The organism is Burkholderia sp. E168m22 (assembly GCF_001319805.1).
Lineage (GTDB): Bacteria > Pseudomonadota > Gammaproteobacteria > Burkholderiales > Burkholderiaceae > Burkholderia > Burkholderia orbicola.
In genome coordinates this window covers 1-14623 of record NZ_BBSK01000133.1, presented here as the reverse complement: position 1 = coordinate 14623, position 14623 = coordinate 1, and the positions used below count along the sequence as shown (strand labels likewise).

The following is a 14623-nucleotide window of genomic DNA, read 5'->3' as shown; positions in this document are numbered from 1 at the left end:
GAGAGCCGCCCGCACCACCGTTAAATTACGTTTTCGAGCTCGACGTGATTGAAGATCGTAGGAAATTCCCGCTCTTATGCCCCGCTTTTGTAATGATAGCCGTATTACTTTCCTCATGCGGTGGCGATTCTGGGATAGGGAGCAGCGGCTGGGAGGAAAACCACGGCAACGAGATCATCGTCAAGATGCGCCGATCGTCCGGCAGGATGCAACGCTACGGCACCGTGATGGCACGGGACGTGTATAACGATGTAGTTGACGGAATGCGATGGGCGGCGGGGGTGCCGGTTACTAGCGCGCTGGAAAATCGACATCCTGCAAAGGTAGTCAACCTGAGCGTCGCATCGGTCGACGCCTGCAGTTGGACATTTCAGGACGCTATCGATGATCTCATGGGGCAGGGCGTGACTGTTGTCGCTGCCGCCAGCAGTGATGTCGTTAACGAGATCGATGCATCGCCGGGTTGTCGGAATATGATTTCAGTGACGAAAAGCGACCAGGCCAGTCGTCGCGTGCTCGGCGGCAATACGCATTCACGTGTGACGCTGAGCTCGCCGGGAACGAACATCGGGGCTCTCTCCCATACCGGTACGCGCGTACCGGCCGATGCATCCCACGGCGATATGCATGGCACTAGTCTCGCGGCACCCCAGGTGTCGGGCGTGGTATCGCTGATGTTGACGACCAACCCTTGGTTGACCCCCGCTGAGGTCGCGAGCATTTTGAAGCGCACGGCACGTTTTGCGTCAATTGCGTCGGAGACACGATCGCGCAGGGTGATTTCGCCGGGACGTGGCATACATGATGCAGCAGGCTGCTGTATCGACTGCTGCCGCCGAGCGAAATAGCCCGACCCGCTAATGAAAGGGCCGACTTTCATTTTGGAGGTGGCGCTCGCCCCAATCTAATTTTTCGCGCTGGGTGGCCACACTATTCACGCTGTGCGGCCATCAACGTGTTGAGTCTGGTGGTCAACTGCTCGACTTGTGCGAAAAACGCCGCCAGTGCTGCCTCCTGGCCCGCCACGCCATCCTCTCGAAGTCGCTCGGATAATAGCTCGCCGGCATCAGCCAGGACGTCCGAGCCGAACAATTTGCTGGCGCCGACGATGCGGTGGATATGCTCGGCCGCCGCCACTGCGTTGCCGCTTTGTATTGCGGCCTGAAGGAAGGCCATATCTTTCGCGGTCTCGGCCAGAAATCCCCGGATCAGCTTGGGCAAGTTCGTGCGTTCTTCAGGCGAGACGGGCGGGGAAAGCCAGCGCATGGCGTCCGTCTGTATCTGGCAAGGCGCCGTCGGCACCCAACGCGCGAGCTGCTCGCGCAGTACCGCCAGCGTGGTGGGTTTGACGAGCAGGCCGTCCATGCCGGCTTCGGCGCACCGAATCGCTTCGTCGGGCAATGCGTTGGCCGTCAACGCAAGAATGGGGATGCGCCGCGATCGGGGCTCCCGGGAGCGGATACGTCTCGCCAGGTCGTAACCGTCCATGTCCGGCATCGCGCAATCGCTGAGCACCAGCGCGATATCGGAATCGTCCAGCGCGTGCAGTGCGTCCGTGCCGTTGGAGACTGCAATGGCGGTATAGCCGAGTCGGGCGAGTTGCGCCTCGATGACGAGCCGATTGATCGGATGGTCGTCTACGACGAGGATTCGAATACCGGACGACGGATATTCAACAGATGGAAGACGGGTATCGGTCCCTGCGAAGCGAGGTGCGGCAGTGGCATGAAGGCACAATGCTTCGACCGCGGCGCATGTCAACGGATTGTGGCTGAGCCGACACGTGCCGTCGGGCGAGATCTCGTAGCCCGTCGGGATGGGTTCGTCGGTCAGGCCGATAACGAGCCTGTCGTCGCGGATTTCGAAGAGCCGGCATTCGTCCACAAAGCGTATGTCTGCCCGCGACGTATCGCCGGTCACGACGACGCCGAGCGGCATCAGAACTTCGCGCAGCGCGGCCGCGAGCGCTATGTCGGATAAGTCGATAGTGGCCTGCTTGCCTGAGACCGGCATAGACCGAGCCACAAGATGGACGTTCAGGTCGAATTCGACGATGACGTGCGTACCGACACGCGGCGTGCTTTCGATGCGAATGGAGCCCTGCATCAGTTCGACCAATCGTTTGCAGATGGCCAGCCCCAGACCGGTGCCGCCGAAGCGGCGCGAGATCGACGTGTCGGCCTGTGTGAAAGGCGCGAACAGACATTGCAGTTGCGCCGGGGTGATTCCGATGCCTGTGTCGTGTACCGTGAAGCGAACGCGCTGGCACGCATTGCGGTAGTCGATAATCTCGACGCGTACGCCGACCTCGCCGCTTTCCGTGAACTTGATTGCGTTGCTCATCAGGTTGAATAGAATCTGGCGAAGACGCAGGCCGTCTATCTCGAGTTCAGCGGCGAGTCGGTGGCTGACGAAATTACGCACGACGAGGCCCTTGTCGTGGGCGAGCGTGGCGGCTACCGCACTGACGCCGTCCAGGAGCGCGCGCAGGTCGGTCGGTTCGGTCACGATTTCCAACTGTCCTGCATCGATCTTCGAGAAGTCCAGAACGTCGTCGAGAATCTGCATCAACGTCATCGCGGATTCCCCGATCATGTGAAGCATGCGCTGCTGCCTGATGCTCAACGACTCGTGTCGCAACAGCTCGAGCATCCCTATGATCCCGTTCATCGGTGTGCGTATCTCGTGGCTCATGGTGGCGAGAAATCTCGCTTTTGATGCCGCGGCTAATTCGGCCGCTTCTTTCGCACGGGCCAGTTCCCTGGCTTGCGCTTTGATGTGAGTGACATCCGACCACACGCCACTCCAGAATATCGTCCCGTCATGCTCGGTTTGGGGTGTCGCTTCCGTGTGAATCCAGCGCTCGCATCCCTGGGAACGGCAGCGAAAATCGATGGAAACCCGCTGCATGGTCCGTGCGGAATGCCTGACAGCCGATTTGATGAGAGGTCGGTCATCGGGATGCACCCGTGAAAGCGCCGTCAGCGCATCGTCTTCCATCGTTTGCGCATCCAGATCCCACATGGCGCGGGTATTGCCTCCGACATAAGGAAAACGGAGCACGCCATCCGGAGTGCGACGCAATTCGAAGACGACCGCCGGAAGATGGGCGGTCACGCGCCTCAATCGTTGATCCAGCGCGCGTGCACGCCGTTCTGCATCACGAATCGTGGTGACATCCACCAACGTGACGAGCAGCCCGCCCGGCTTCCCACTCGGCAATTGAAAGGGATGCATCCAGTACAGCCAGGACCGCTGCTTCTGGTCGCGATCCATCAGATTGACCTCGGCGTGATGAGGTTGTTGCTGATCCTGAACTCGCTCGCTCATCGCGTGGATGCTCCGATTCCATTGGGGATCCAGCGGCGACGCGTCGAGCGTCGTTTTACCGATCAGCTCGTCGCGCTTCACCGAGAATGCAGTTTCATAAGCGTGATTGAGCGCGATATATCGGTTCGCGCTATCTTTCGCGACCAATGGGTATGGAAGGGATTCCATCAGCGCTTCGCGGAAGCTGAGCTGATCGGCCAGTTCACGCTCAACTGCCAATCGCCGGCGAACCTCGCGGCGCAGCCGGACGTATGCAGTGGTAATGGTTGCCAATACGATCGCGGTGCCGAGCAACACAAGCTCGAACGTTTTCCATGGCAGGCCCGCCGAATATCGAGGCCACAGCCATCGGCTTCGAATGCGTTGTTGTTCCCTCTTGGGGATAGCTGCAATCGCGCGGTTGATCAGGGGAATCAGTCGTTCGTAGCGGCGGTTGACTGCAATACTCAGCCGGCTGTCGAGATCGGCCGGCGACGCGATCTTGAGAATGCCAGGGAAATAGTTCCGGATGTTGAAATCGACGATCGCCGCGTTTCCGACATAGGCATCGGCACGTCCTTCTGCCACCGCGCTCATCGCTTGATGAGCGCTCGCGGCCATGACGATTTCCGCCTCGGGCATCTGTTGCCGTACCGTGGCGGGAAGCTCGCTGGGATCCGAGACCGCTATCCGGCGGCCGGCTAGATCGACGATTCCTTGCGGCGACACGTGAGGTCGAGTCACGACCACGTCCGGGAGCGTGATGAACGGGACGCTAGAGAGCAAGACCCCGCCGCGGGCGACCGGCGTATTGACCGGTATGGCAGCATCCAGTTCACCCGACTGCGCGCGAGACAAGGTTTCCGCCCACGAATTCGTTTTCACGACAGCAAAGCGAATGCCTAGCGATGCCGAGATATGGCCCAGATAGTCCGCAGCAATGCCGCTCGGGCGATCGTTTGCGTCAAGGTAGGCAATGGGCGCCCATTCCGGGTCCACGCCCAGTTTGATCGGGGGAAGCGAGGCCAGCCAGCTACGGTCTTCCGGCGTAAGCGTCAAGCGCTCGACCGTGCGATGAGTTTGTATCGGCACTGTCGGTTCCTTCGGCCAGGGCACCGCCGACCGAAGCGTCGATTCTCCGACATTTGCAACCGTTACGGACTCGATCGGGCACGTGCTCAGGACCGCGACGACGACAGCAACGCTCAACCGCAAGCTGACCCACAAGCTGTTCTTCAAAATTGAATTACCGCGCGATTGGATGGCGATGCTGCCGTCGATGCGGCACGCACATTTCAGTTGATGGGGGCGTGAATCGAATCGTTCCGGTGGGCATGACGCCTGAACCGGGGCCGTCTGCCACGTCCGACCGCCGTCGCGGCCGGGCAAGCGGCATCAGCCAATGAGTCCGAGATTGACGACATACTCGTACAGTTCGGCATCGCTTTTGAGGCCGAGCTTGCGCTTTGCCGATGTCTTGGCCCAGCTGACGGTCTTGATGGTCCGATGTAGTATCTGGCCGACTTCCGTCGGCGATTTGCCGCTGGCAAGAAGGCGCAGCACCTCCAACTCGCGGGGCGTCAAGTTCGCGGCCCGCTGGCTTTCCATCTCGGTCAGTCCGAGTTTCGTCAATTCGCGCTGCAGTTTGGCACTGATGTAGATCGCGCCTCGCAGCGCAGTGCGAACGGCAGCGAACAGTTCGCTTTTTTCCGCTCCCTTTTCCACGATGCCCAGTACGCCTTCGTTCAACATTGCACGCAACAAACCGGCATTCGCCATATTCGTGAGCACGATGACGGGTAAGGCGCTGTGATCCCGTCGAAGGGTCGACAGCATTGCGAGTCCATCGGCGCGTCCGGTGTTGGGCATCGAGAAATCCGTGATGACGATATCGCAGGCGACGTGGGCCAGGATTGACATCAACTCGCTCGAGTCGCGTGCCTCTCCCACGACTTCCATGCCATTCTGCTCAATCAGAAGACGGCAACCGAGCAACATGATGGGATGGTCGTCTGCGAGCACAACGCGCCAAGCCATTTCAGAATCTCCGAAATTAATTTCGGCAAAGTTTAGCAAGTGATAGACCGCTTATGCTCATCAAAGAATAAAACCAGAATGCGCCTACGTGCTTGGATTGAAAATAAGCATTGGCTGATATGTAAAATGGACGATTTGCCTTATATTAATATCGGGATTTATCAGGTTTGTATTTGTCTTCTGATAGTAAATTTTTGGGGTGGTTTTTTGGTGAGTATGGCGGTAATTAGAATGCTGATCGTTACAGCTCTTTTTTGGGGTGTTTCGGTACCGGGCGACGTTGCAAATGGCATCGAGGATGAAGCCGAGTAGATTCGAGAAGTCGGATGCAAGGAGGAGGAATGAGAAGCGCTTGGGTGGACGGTAAGGCAGTGATCGTGGAGGTGGGTTCCAGTGATTACCGACATATCGAGTCGGCGGCGCGGAAGCTCGGGTATACAGTGCAGGAATTTCTGCTGCTGAGTGCGTCTCTGATTGCTGCTGTCGTGCATGGACAGGGGGCCGCCCAGGATTGAAGCGGTGCGGCGTAATCGGACGGGTCCGGTGTGCGGACCACACGGGAGTGATGTCGGAGCATGGATTCCGCATCGGATGACATGGCACGTCTTCACGTTACGGACGGTGTCGGATGTCCTGGCCAGTCCCTTTCGGAAATCACGAGCCACCCGCCAAGCCCGGTGACAGCACCAGGGATCATGACAGCACCAGCGCGAACACCATGCCGAGCTTGGGGGAGCAAAGCCCCCAAGTCAGTTACAAAACTTCCGAAGATTGATCGCTGCGTTTATAGGAAAAAGAGGCTTCCTTGCCTTTCGATGTTGGAAGAGTGATCGCAACCACCGGAACTACAATTCCATATTCCTGATAGAAGGTTTTTTGATCGATTTTGGCATTGATTGGGGCCTGGTTGTCGCCGGCTATGTAGAAAAACGAATGAATCGGAAGTTTTTTGCCATCGTTTTGCTTCCATGTAGCCACGCGCAACTCGTTTTGGATATCCCACCATGGCGAAAGCATCTTTTGCCTCGCCAGAATGCTTTGATAAAAATGATCTGCGGTGCCTGAGTGTCCTTTGGTGACATCCCAGCCGCATTGATCGCTGTATTTTATCTTTAGCGAATCAAAATGTTTTATCCACTTTTGAGCATCTGTGATTCCCTGCTCGATGCAGGGACGGCTCTCGGTAGGGTAATTGGCGGACGCGCCGCAACCATTCCCAGGGCGCTGGTCGGTGCCCCCATCCATTGAATAAGCACAGAGAACCATGATGCTGTCTTTGCCTTGAAGTGTGCTATATCCGGGGTATAGTATAAATCCATTCTTATAACCAAAAACAAGCTTTGAAAAATTACTGTCGGCTCTGATCCACGAGAAAGAGACGCCGCCACTCGCTTGTGAGGCCGGGCTTGGGTTCCATGGCCGGAATGCGGGACTTTCCACGGTGGCGCGCAACATTACTCCGCTACACAGGAAAGCTGGTCGATACTGGCCGCCACAGCTTTTGGGAGTTTTGTAATACCAATCGTATAGCTGGCTGATCGCAATAGGTCCGACGTAGTCGATAACTTTTGCTTCTGCCTGGGCGGCGGTGTTTTGTGCGAATGCAGTTTGGCTGAGAAAAAAGATTGCTATTGAAGATGATAAAAGTTTGAATAAATGATTCATGGCGATGCTGTTGGTGGAAATTGGCTGGCGGCACCCTTGTTGCGATTTTTAATCGCCATTTTTCTGTTCGATAAATTCCTCCGTATCGTTCGAGTGTTTTAGGAGTTGTCGTGTCGACTCTCGTCCTGCGGCGCTGACGGCAAACCACGGGGCGCGCGTTGCACAACGCTTGGAAAGAGAGATCGGCGTGCATGCCCGTGAGCATTGATCTTCCACGATGCCTCGGTTGCCAACCACCGAAACACCGACATTCGGTGCTCCAAGGATGCTATGCATCTAATCCGTCGTTACGCGGCGCGGAGGGGGCAACGCCAACTGGATATATGTAACCGCCCGACAGGGACGATAAGCGTGTTCGTTTCGAAACGCTGCTAGATAATTCTGGAACTAGAGAAATTTCCGAAATTACAACAGCGCGCCGACTATGTATTGAGGCTGCTCTCCAGATGCCGGTATTCTGCTGCCAATGCAACCGATTTTAAAATTCTTGCGAATTGTTTTGATGGTTGTCGGTTTGTGTTGTAACTATTGGAATTGATTAGTATGCGACGTAAATTTGTTTCAGGCACGGTGTTGCACGTGGGGGCGCGCGAGCTGTATAAGGTTTCCGTCGTTCTCGCGACGGTCGCTGGCGGCGGGTGTGGCGTCCTGTTTTCGTCTGCCGTGTATGCGCATAATCCATACATTGGATATGAAACCCCGGTGGCCAGCAATTGTATAAATAGCGGCGTGCTATTTGAAAATTGCGCTAGATGGGATAATTCAAATTATAGGGGTGTGCGTGGGGCTCATTTTTCCCAGATGGCGGGCCAGTATTTTTCTTATCTTACCTCTGGAAATGGGGCCGACACATATTTGTGGTCGGGAGTATGGGCGGGAAGTAGATCGGCCGGGCTGTTTTATGGTGACGACCCGTTCAAGGCGAATCGGATAATCGTCGATGCCGAAGGAGCGGCCATTACCGGCAACCGGCTTGTGTTGTCGTCCAGGGCGGGAATCAGCGTTTCGGGTTCTAGAGTCTCCAACGTCAAGAACGGCGCGCACGCCGGTGATGCAGTCAACGTCAACCAGCTTTCGAGGGTGGCGAACGTGCTTGGCGTGAACATCGACACCAACGGCCACGTAACGACGCCGACATATCGAGTGGGCAGCAAATCTTTCGACAACGTCGCGGATGCGATTGCGGCAGCCGCCGATAGCGGTACGGATCCGAATGCGGTCGTTTATGACGATTCCGCCAAGCGCTCGGTCACGCTTGGCGTGAAGGGCACGACACTGAAGAACGTGGCGGCCGGCACGGTCAGTGCGACGAGTATGGAAGCGATAAACGGTTCGCAATTGCACCGTGCGTCACAGAGTGTCGCGACGGCACTGGGGGGCGGTTCGACGGTGGACGCGGGAGGTAACGTGACGGCGCCGAAGTATCGCGTCGGTGACAAAACCTACGGTAACGTCGGCGACGCGATCGCGGCAGCCGCAGACAGTGGCGGCGGTATCGATCCGAATGCGGTGGCGTACGACGATGCCGCTGGCAGCACGATAACGCTGCGTGGCGAGCATGGCACGACATTGAAGAACGTCGCGGCAGGCAGTGCGGATACCGATGCGGTCAATATGGGGCAATTGACTGCTGCCACGCAGCCGATACGGGATGAGCTGGCTGACGTCAGCCTTGCGATGAAGGCCATCCAGATCAAGCCGCAAGGTGTAGACGCGATTGCGACGGGAACGAATGCCGTTGCGGTTGGCGCCGGTGCAAATGCGATAGCGAACGGCTCGATCGCTTTGGGTGCGGGTTCGCGCGTGACCGGAGTCAATTCGGTTGCGATCGGTATCAACTCGGTCGCACTGGAAGCAAACCAAGTGTCGGTGGGCGACGTGGGGCGCGAGCGCCGCATTTCGAACCTCGCGGCGGGTACGAGAGGTACTGACGCGGTCAACTTGAATCAGCTGACTAATGCGATCGGGAAGGTGTCGAGCCGTACCGACAAGCTCTCGTCCGATCTGGCGTCGCGGCGCAGCTTGCTGGTTGCCAATCCCTCTGCCATCGACGAGCAACGTTTGTCGAATTTCGTGCTGATCGACGGCCAGGGTGCTGACGGTAGCCTGCCGAATGCGGCGAGTATCGCCGACGGCGATCCGGCGAGTACGACCTCGGCTGCAATCGGTGTCGGGTCGGTTGCGTCGGGCGCAGACACGATTGCCATTGGCATGCGTACCATCGCGAACTCGGACAACTCCGTGGCGATCGGCAATATGGCGCAAACCGGTGCCGAGCAGCCGTACTCGGTGGCGATCGGCTCGCATGTGACGACGAATGGTGCCAGTGCACTTGCAATCGGTTCGCAGGCGAGGGCGAACGGCGAGAACGCGATCGCTATCGGCAATAACGATGTGCACGCGATCGGCGCAAGTTCGATTGCGATCGGCAATGGCGCAGAGGCCGTGGTGGGCGCGACGAATGGCATTGCGCTGGGCACGGGGGCGAGCGTTGCCCGGAACGTGACCGACGCGATGGCGCTCGGCGCGAAAGCCTTCGTGGAAAAAGGCGCGGACGGCGCCGTGGCACTGGGGGCAGGTTCCCAGGCGAGTCGAGCCAATACCGTTTCAGTGGGCAATGCTGGAAGCGAGCGCCAGATCGTGAACGTTGCGGCGGGTACGCAAGGTACCGACGCGGTGAACGTGGCGCAGTTGCACGGCGCGGCTGCGAGTCTTGCGAACGCGATCGGCGGCGACACGACGGTCGATGGAAGCGGCCACGTCGCCATTCATTCGATTGAAGTGCACGGTCATAAGTACGCGACGGTATCGGAAGCGGTGCAGGCGGCTGCGGCGTATGGTGCCACGGATTCGCTGGCGCTGCGCTACGATCTCGACTCGCACGGCAATCCGAACTATCGCTCGGTGACGCTGGGCGGTCCGTCGGCAGCGCCGGTGATGCTGACCAACGTTGCCGATGGCAAGAGCCGATACGACGCGGTGAACTATGGCCAGTTGTCGTCGCTGCAAAGCGACTTCGAAAAGCGAATGGGCACGATGGACAATCGCGTCAGCAAGATCGAAACCGATGCAGGCGATCCGCGGGATGATAGTCGAGTCATGACGATGGCCAATCTGCGCCGGGACGTTAGCGATGTCGGGGCCGGCTCGGGCTCCGTTATCAATAGCGATGCCGGCGACACCACGGCAACAGGCGCGAATTCGGCGCAGCAAGCGTCGGGCGCGACAGCGATCGGTGCCGGGGCGGATGCACGTGCAATCAATAGCACTGCGATCGGGCAGGCTGCATCGGCTCACGGCGAGAACAGCACCGTGGTTGGCCAGGGCGCGACGGCTTGGGGCACTAACAGCGTTGCAATTGGTGCAGGTTCCGTGGCTGACGCGGACAACGCCGTCTCGTTCGGCAACAGCGCCACGGGCATGACGCGTACGCTGACCAACGTGTCGGCCGGTGTCGCACCGACGGACGCCGTCAACGTCCAACAGCTCAACGAATCGGTGGGCGGCTTGCGATCGCAGATCGAACACGATCGTGCGGATGCAAATGGAGGCACCGCGTCAGCCGTGGCCATTGCGTCGCTGCCGCAAGCGCCGGCGCCTGGGAAGAGCGTCGTCGCAGTGGGCGGCGGCACGTACGCCGGCCAGTCTGCTCTTGCGGTGGGTTTGTCCACGTACGCTGGGCGCTGGATCATCAAGGCTTCCGGTTCGACGAACACACGAGGAACTGTGGCGGGTGGTGTCGGCGCTGGTTTCGTGTGGTGAGCAACCGGAATGACGCTTTGAGCTGCGTTGCGGGTGGTGCTTAGGACCTACCTCATTGCCAGCGCTGGTCCTGTCGGCGGTACGCGTCAGGACCAGCAGGCATGGAGCAACGAGAGAGAGGCCGCCGACGAGCCGCCGGCCTTGGGCAAAGATGCTCAGTGACGGCGGCGCCGAACGAGCGTCGGGACTTCAACGATCGATCGCCTGCGAGTACGGACGATATCCGCTGCAACCCCCACAAATTCCACCGCGCGGTTCATGACAGGCCGCGGGCGGTTCCCGTGCGCCGAAGCCGTCGCAAGCGAGAGTCGTGGAAACGCATCATTTACTCCCATAAGCAATGACGCCATCGGGCTGCCCATTTCGTCGGGAAAGTTAACGGCGCCATGGCGCCTATTCGACACCGTTTCTGATGATTTTCCATTTCGGCATATCCGTGTCGAGGAGCATCCATTCCATTAGCGCCAGGGAGAGATGGTGGAGATCGCCTGCTCAATCATATTAAAAGCGAGCGTGCCGATGATAAGGAATCGGCGTGTCTCATGAACTTTATCCATTTTAAGAAAAGTGGAAAAATGAAATTAAAATCGTTTTGTATCTTTGTGATAATGGCGTCTTCCCTTGCTGGGATCTCACCCGCTCATGCATACTCGAGCGAAGGTGGCCCGGTCGCGCTTGTCGGAGTCGCTGGCAACAAGGTCGCACAACAGCTCACGAACAATTACAATAATCTGGCTCCAGATTGCGGTAGAGCGACAAACCCAGCGTTTCGCTGTTCTGGGGTAATGCTTCGCGGGACCGAGCATTCGTCTCAGTACCACTCATGGAACCCAAGTCCTGCTTCCGTTTCGAGTGGAGGCGTCTCATTCTCCTATCTGCGAAAAGATTCGAAGTTCAGCAAACTGGCTTATGGGTACAGTAATGGGTTAATTTTCGTTCCTTATAAATACAATATAAAGCAGAATGTCGTCGAGCCTGAAGTTTTATGCTCATTCCCAATCGACGCCAACACTGAAAATCGAGTGGATAAAGGATGCGGTGCGGATAACTCATTTCCGACTGATAGCGGTCCATGTCAGGCGCGAGGCATTTCAACTGCTTCGGAATGGCTTTCACACTACAACAACACAAATGGTAATAAGCACGCACACCAATGCGGCTTCGACGTACATCACGGAGCCCCAGCGAGCGCCGCGATTTTCAGAACCAGCATTGAGGCTATGGCGTTGATCGGCGAAGAATCCATGCACGAGCAAAATGAACTGCGGTTAGCTACATGGGAGCAAGATATCGCTGAGAAGCTGCCAATCATGGCTTTTTTCTATCTTGCAGGTCACGCAAATGGACTTAAGGGGGCCCAAGGTGACCAAGTGGACTACCAGCACGCCTCAAAGCGCATCGTACCCATCATCCGGATAACGCTTCCGTCATCGCGGTCCGACGAGGCTACGTTCGTCTATGACAAGAATGATCAGATGGTTGTGCCTCCGCAAATTGCGAATCCGCGGGTTGATCCGACTCTGCTGGTTCCACCGATCCCTCCCGCGTGAGGTCATACCGTGACGGAGAGCAAGTTCACCGAAGAGCAGATCGCATACGTATTGAAGCAGGCCGAGTTAGGCAAGGGTTTAGGCAGGGTAGGCCTAAGTACGGTGTGATTTGGTGCGCCTATGCACGCGCAATTTAGGTGTTGTGCGCGTAGCCCGATCCTCGGGAGTGCTCTTGGCACGGACTCGTGCTGGTAGCAGTGGTGGAAGGCCATTTCTGCGCCGAAGCCAATTACAACGGGGCACGTTGCCGTGCTCGTTGGCGTCCATCCGGCGCTCGTTTCGTCGGCGCTGGGGGCGGTATCTTGACCTAAAGCACGTCAGGGCCAATCGATGGCCTTTTCCGGACTGGTCGGCACGGTCGGATCTGACGTCTCACACCCGTTTGCTGGCCCGATATGCTCACTCGTCTTCGATGAATTCCAAGAGTTGCTGGCGTACGAAAGCAGTGGTCCGCTCGATATCCATCGGCGTGAGTCGGTCCATGTAAGCAACCGTCAGCAGTGCGAGTGGGTGGATGTTTAACACTTCGGCAAGCTGCTCAATCTTGCCCAGCGTGGGCGACTTCAGTTCCCGTTCAATCGTGCTGATGTATGTGCGGCTGGAGATCAGTCCAAAATCTTCCTGCGTAACGTTAGCGATCTTGCGAAGTCGCTTAAGTGCGTTGCCGAAACTGGCCTCGGAGCGCATGCAAGTCCTCCTCTGAAGGACCAGATGAACTCATTTCGAACACTAAAGAGCTACAATCTATAGTGTTCATTTGGTACTATTGGCGGCTTTTTGATTTCGAATGCGTAGGGTGAGATGCACCTGTCTGGGGTCGGTGACCATGGGTGCGGCGTTCAGTGCAATCGGTGCTTTGGGAGTATGTTCGGCACCTACGGCGCGGCCGTAGGCCGACGGTGCGCGCAGGCCGAGTGGTTGTCTCAAGGAATATGGATGTTAGTGACAGATAAGAGTTGGGCCGAGTGCAATCCTGGTAAGCGGGCACTCATGCGGCCTTACGAGGCGTGGCGCTGCGTGGGGTGGACTAACGAGACGCTGAATTTTTTTGCGGTTGCATCGCGTGAGCAGCGCGAACGCGATCTGCTGCCCGATGGCTTGCTTATCAGCGGCCCGGAGGCACTGCTTGAAATGGCGTCGCAATGGGAGCCGGGGAGTTTCTCTGTCTATGTGCTCGATCGGGCTGTTGAGAACGCGGAGATCCGTTTGTGTCAGGTCACCGGAATATGGCGTGAGCGCGAGGCAAAGGAGGGCGGTGAGGCTTGGCTTTGGTATTCGACCAGCCGTGGCGAGTTGAAGCCATGCTCACCGATACGAGTTCATCTCGGCTCTCGATCAGAGTTGGTGAGCGAACTGGCCTTTGACGATTCCCGCATCGTTGCGGAACCGGGGTGTTAAGGGCGATTGAGCGCAAGTCTTCGGCCGCTTTCCAAGCGCGCCGCATAGCCGTCTTTCTGCGATCAAGCCCTCTCGGGAACCGGTGGGCGATTGATTCCACGCTGACTTGCCCGCGTTTGAGGAACCGTTCATGAGCGTCGGTGCGGTGCCAGGTGTCTCAGCATGGAGGCAGGACTGAAAAGGAGCAGAAGAGACATGGATTCGACGGGCCGATTCGTTCAGGAGCGACGCGTAACGGCGCAGAACTTACGGAAGCCGCGAGGCTGGTAGTCTTGCTGGCTCGTGCATCCGCCTGACAGTAGGGAGACTTGGGTACGTGACGGATACGTATTTTCATGGGCCTGTGTTCCGGCCAACCAGTTCGCGTAGTGGCTGGAACAACCGCTACTTCATCGACACCGAGTTCACGGATTTTGAGGCGCCTCAACTCATTAGTCTCGCCATCGTTGGGGAAAACGGATCCGAGTTCTATGGCGAGTGCGCGGACTATGATGCAGCGCGCTGTAGCGACTTCGTTCGGGCCGTGGTGGTGCCCCAACTCGGCCGATTCAAAGTGCGTGCAATACCGTTTGATCAATTTCGTCAGGCGGTGCGGACATGGATCGACGGTGTCCCGACTACGTCCCAGCCGGTGCTGTGCTACGACTTCGACACGGATTTGAGCCTGCTGCGCTTCCTATTGGATGGCGCGTTGCCCGATGGTTGGGCGCTTGAGGACATTAAGGGGCAGTTCGATGCTGGTCGGCGGGCGGCCTACTATGCGCGCCACGGCGGAGAGCACCACGCGCTGCATGATGCTCGAGCAAACGCGCAAGCCTATATTGGTTAAACGCGCCTCAATCGAAGTTTCGGCAGGGCCTGCCAGCTATGCCGTGTCCGGATTAGGATGTTTTGAGGGGTTA

10 protein-coding genes are annotated in these 14623 nt (G+C 57.8%); 6 read left to right on the top strand and 4 right to left on the bottom strand.

The window, feature by feature from the left end:
* The first annotated feature begins 44 nt into the window (after positions 1-44).
* Positions 45-848: a S8 family serine peptidase gene (locus AP428_RS36205; protein WP_193760017.1), complete on the top strand. Its 804-nt coding sequence runs from the start codon at positions 45-47 to the stop codon at positions 846-848.
* A gap of 82 nt (positions 849-930) precedes the next feature.
* On the opposite strand, the gene AP428_RS29595 is transcribed toward AP428_RS36205, so the two are convergent.
* Positions 931-4548 carry an ATP-binding protein gene (locus AP428_RS29595; protein WP_054928474.1) on the bottom strand — a complete coding sequence of 1206 codons (3618 nt, stop codon included), beginning with the start codon at positions 4546-4548 and terminating at the stop codon, positions 931-933.
* Between the two features lie 156 nt (positions 4549-4704).
* On the bottom strand, positions 4705-5346 hold the full coding sequence (locus tag AP428_RS29590; protein ID WP_054928473.1) for a response regulator transcription factor: 642 nt from the start codon (positions 5344-5346) through the stop codon (positions 4705-4707).
* Positions 5347-5472: 126 nt separating this feature from the next.
* On the opposite strand from AP428_RS29590, the gene AP428_RS36960 reads away from it, so the two are divergent.
* Positions 5473-5658, top strand: a complete 186-nt coding sequence (locus AP428_RS36960; RefSeq protein WP_125381103.1) for a hypothetical protein — start codon at positions 5473-5475, stop codon at positions 5656-5658.
* Between the two features lie 441 nt (positions 5659-6099).
* Here the strand turns inward: AP428_RS36960 and AP428_RS36955 are convergent, their stop codons facing one another.
* A complete protein-coding gene (locus AP428_RS36955) occupies positions 6100-7011 on the bottom strand; it encodes an N-acyl homoserine lactonase (RefSeq protein WP_125381104.1) in 912 nt (303 codons plus the stop codon).
* A gap of 855 nt (positions 7012-7866) precedes the next feature.
* On the opposite strand from AP428_RS36955, the gene AP428_RS29585 reads away from it, so the two are divergent.
* Positions 7867-10773 carry a YadA family autotransporter adhesin gene (locus AP428_RS29585; RefSeq protein WP_193760018.1) on the top strand — a complete coding sequence of 969 codons (2907 nt, stop codon included), beginning with the start codon at positions 7867-7869 and terminating at the stop codon, positions 10771-10773.
* Positions 10774-11315: 542 nt separating this feature from the next.
* Positions 11316-12323, top strand: coding sequence for an N-acyl homoserine lactonase (locus tag AP428_RS29580; RefSeq protein ID WP_227745876.1), 1008 nt, complete (start codon positions 11316-11318; stop codon positions 12321-12323).
* 399 nt (positions 12324-12722) lie between these two features.
* Here AP428_RS29580 and AP428_RS29575 read toward each other — a convergent pair whose 3' ends face one another.
* Positions 12723-13010, bottom strand: a complete 288-nt coding sequence (locus tag AP428_RS29575; RefSeq protein ID WP_054928470.1) for a helix-turn-helix domain-containing protein — start codon at positions 13008-13010, stop codon at positions 12723-12725.
* Between the two features lie 249 nt (positions 13011-13259).
* On the opposite strand from AP428_RS29575, the gene AP428_RS29570 reads away from it, so the two are divergent.
* Both AP428_RS29570 and AP428_RS29565 read left to right on the top strand, forming a co-directional pair.
* Positions 13260-13721 (top strand): hypothetical protein, encoded by a 462-nt coding sequence (locus AP428_RS29570; RefSeq protein WP_125381105.1) that lies wholly within the window; start codon positions 13260-13262, stop codon positions 13719-13721.
* A gap of 316 nt (positions 13722-14037) precedes the next feature.
* Positions 14038-14550 (top strand): 3'-5' exoribonuclease, encoded by a 513-nt coding sequence (locus AP428_RS29565; protein WP_054928468.1) that lies wholly within the window; start codon positions 14038-14040, stop codon positions 14548-14550.
* Positions 14551-14623: the final 73 nt, after the last annotated feature.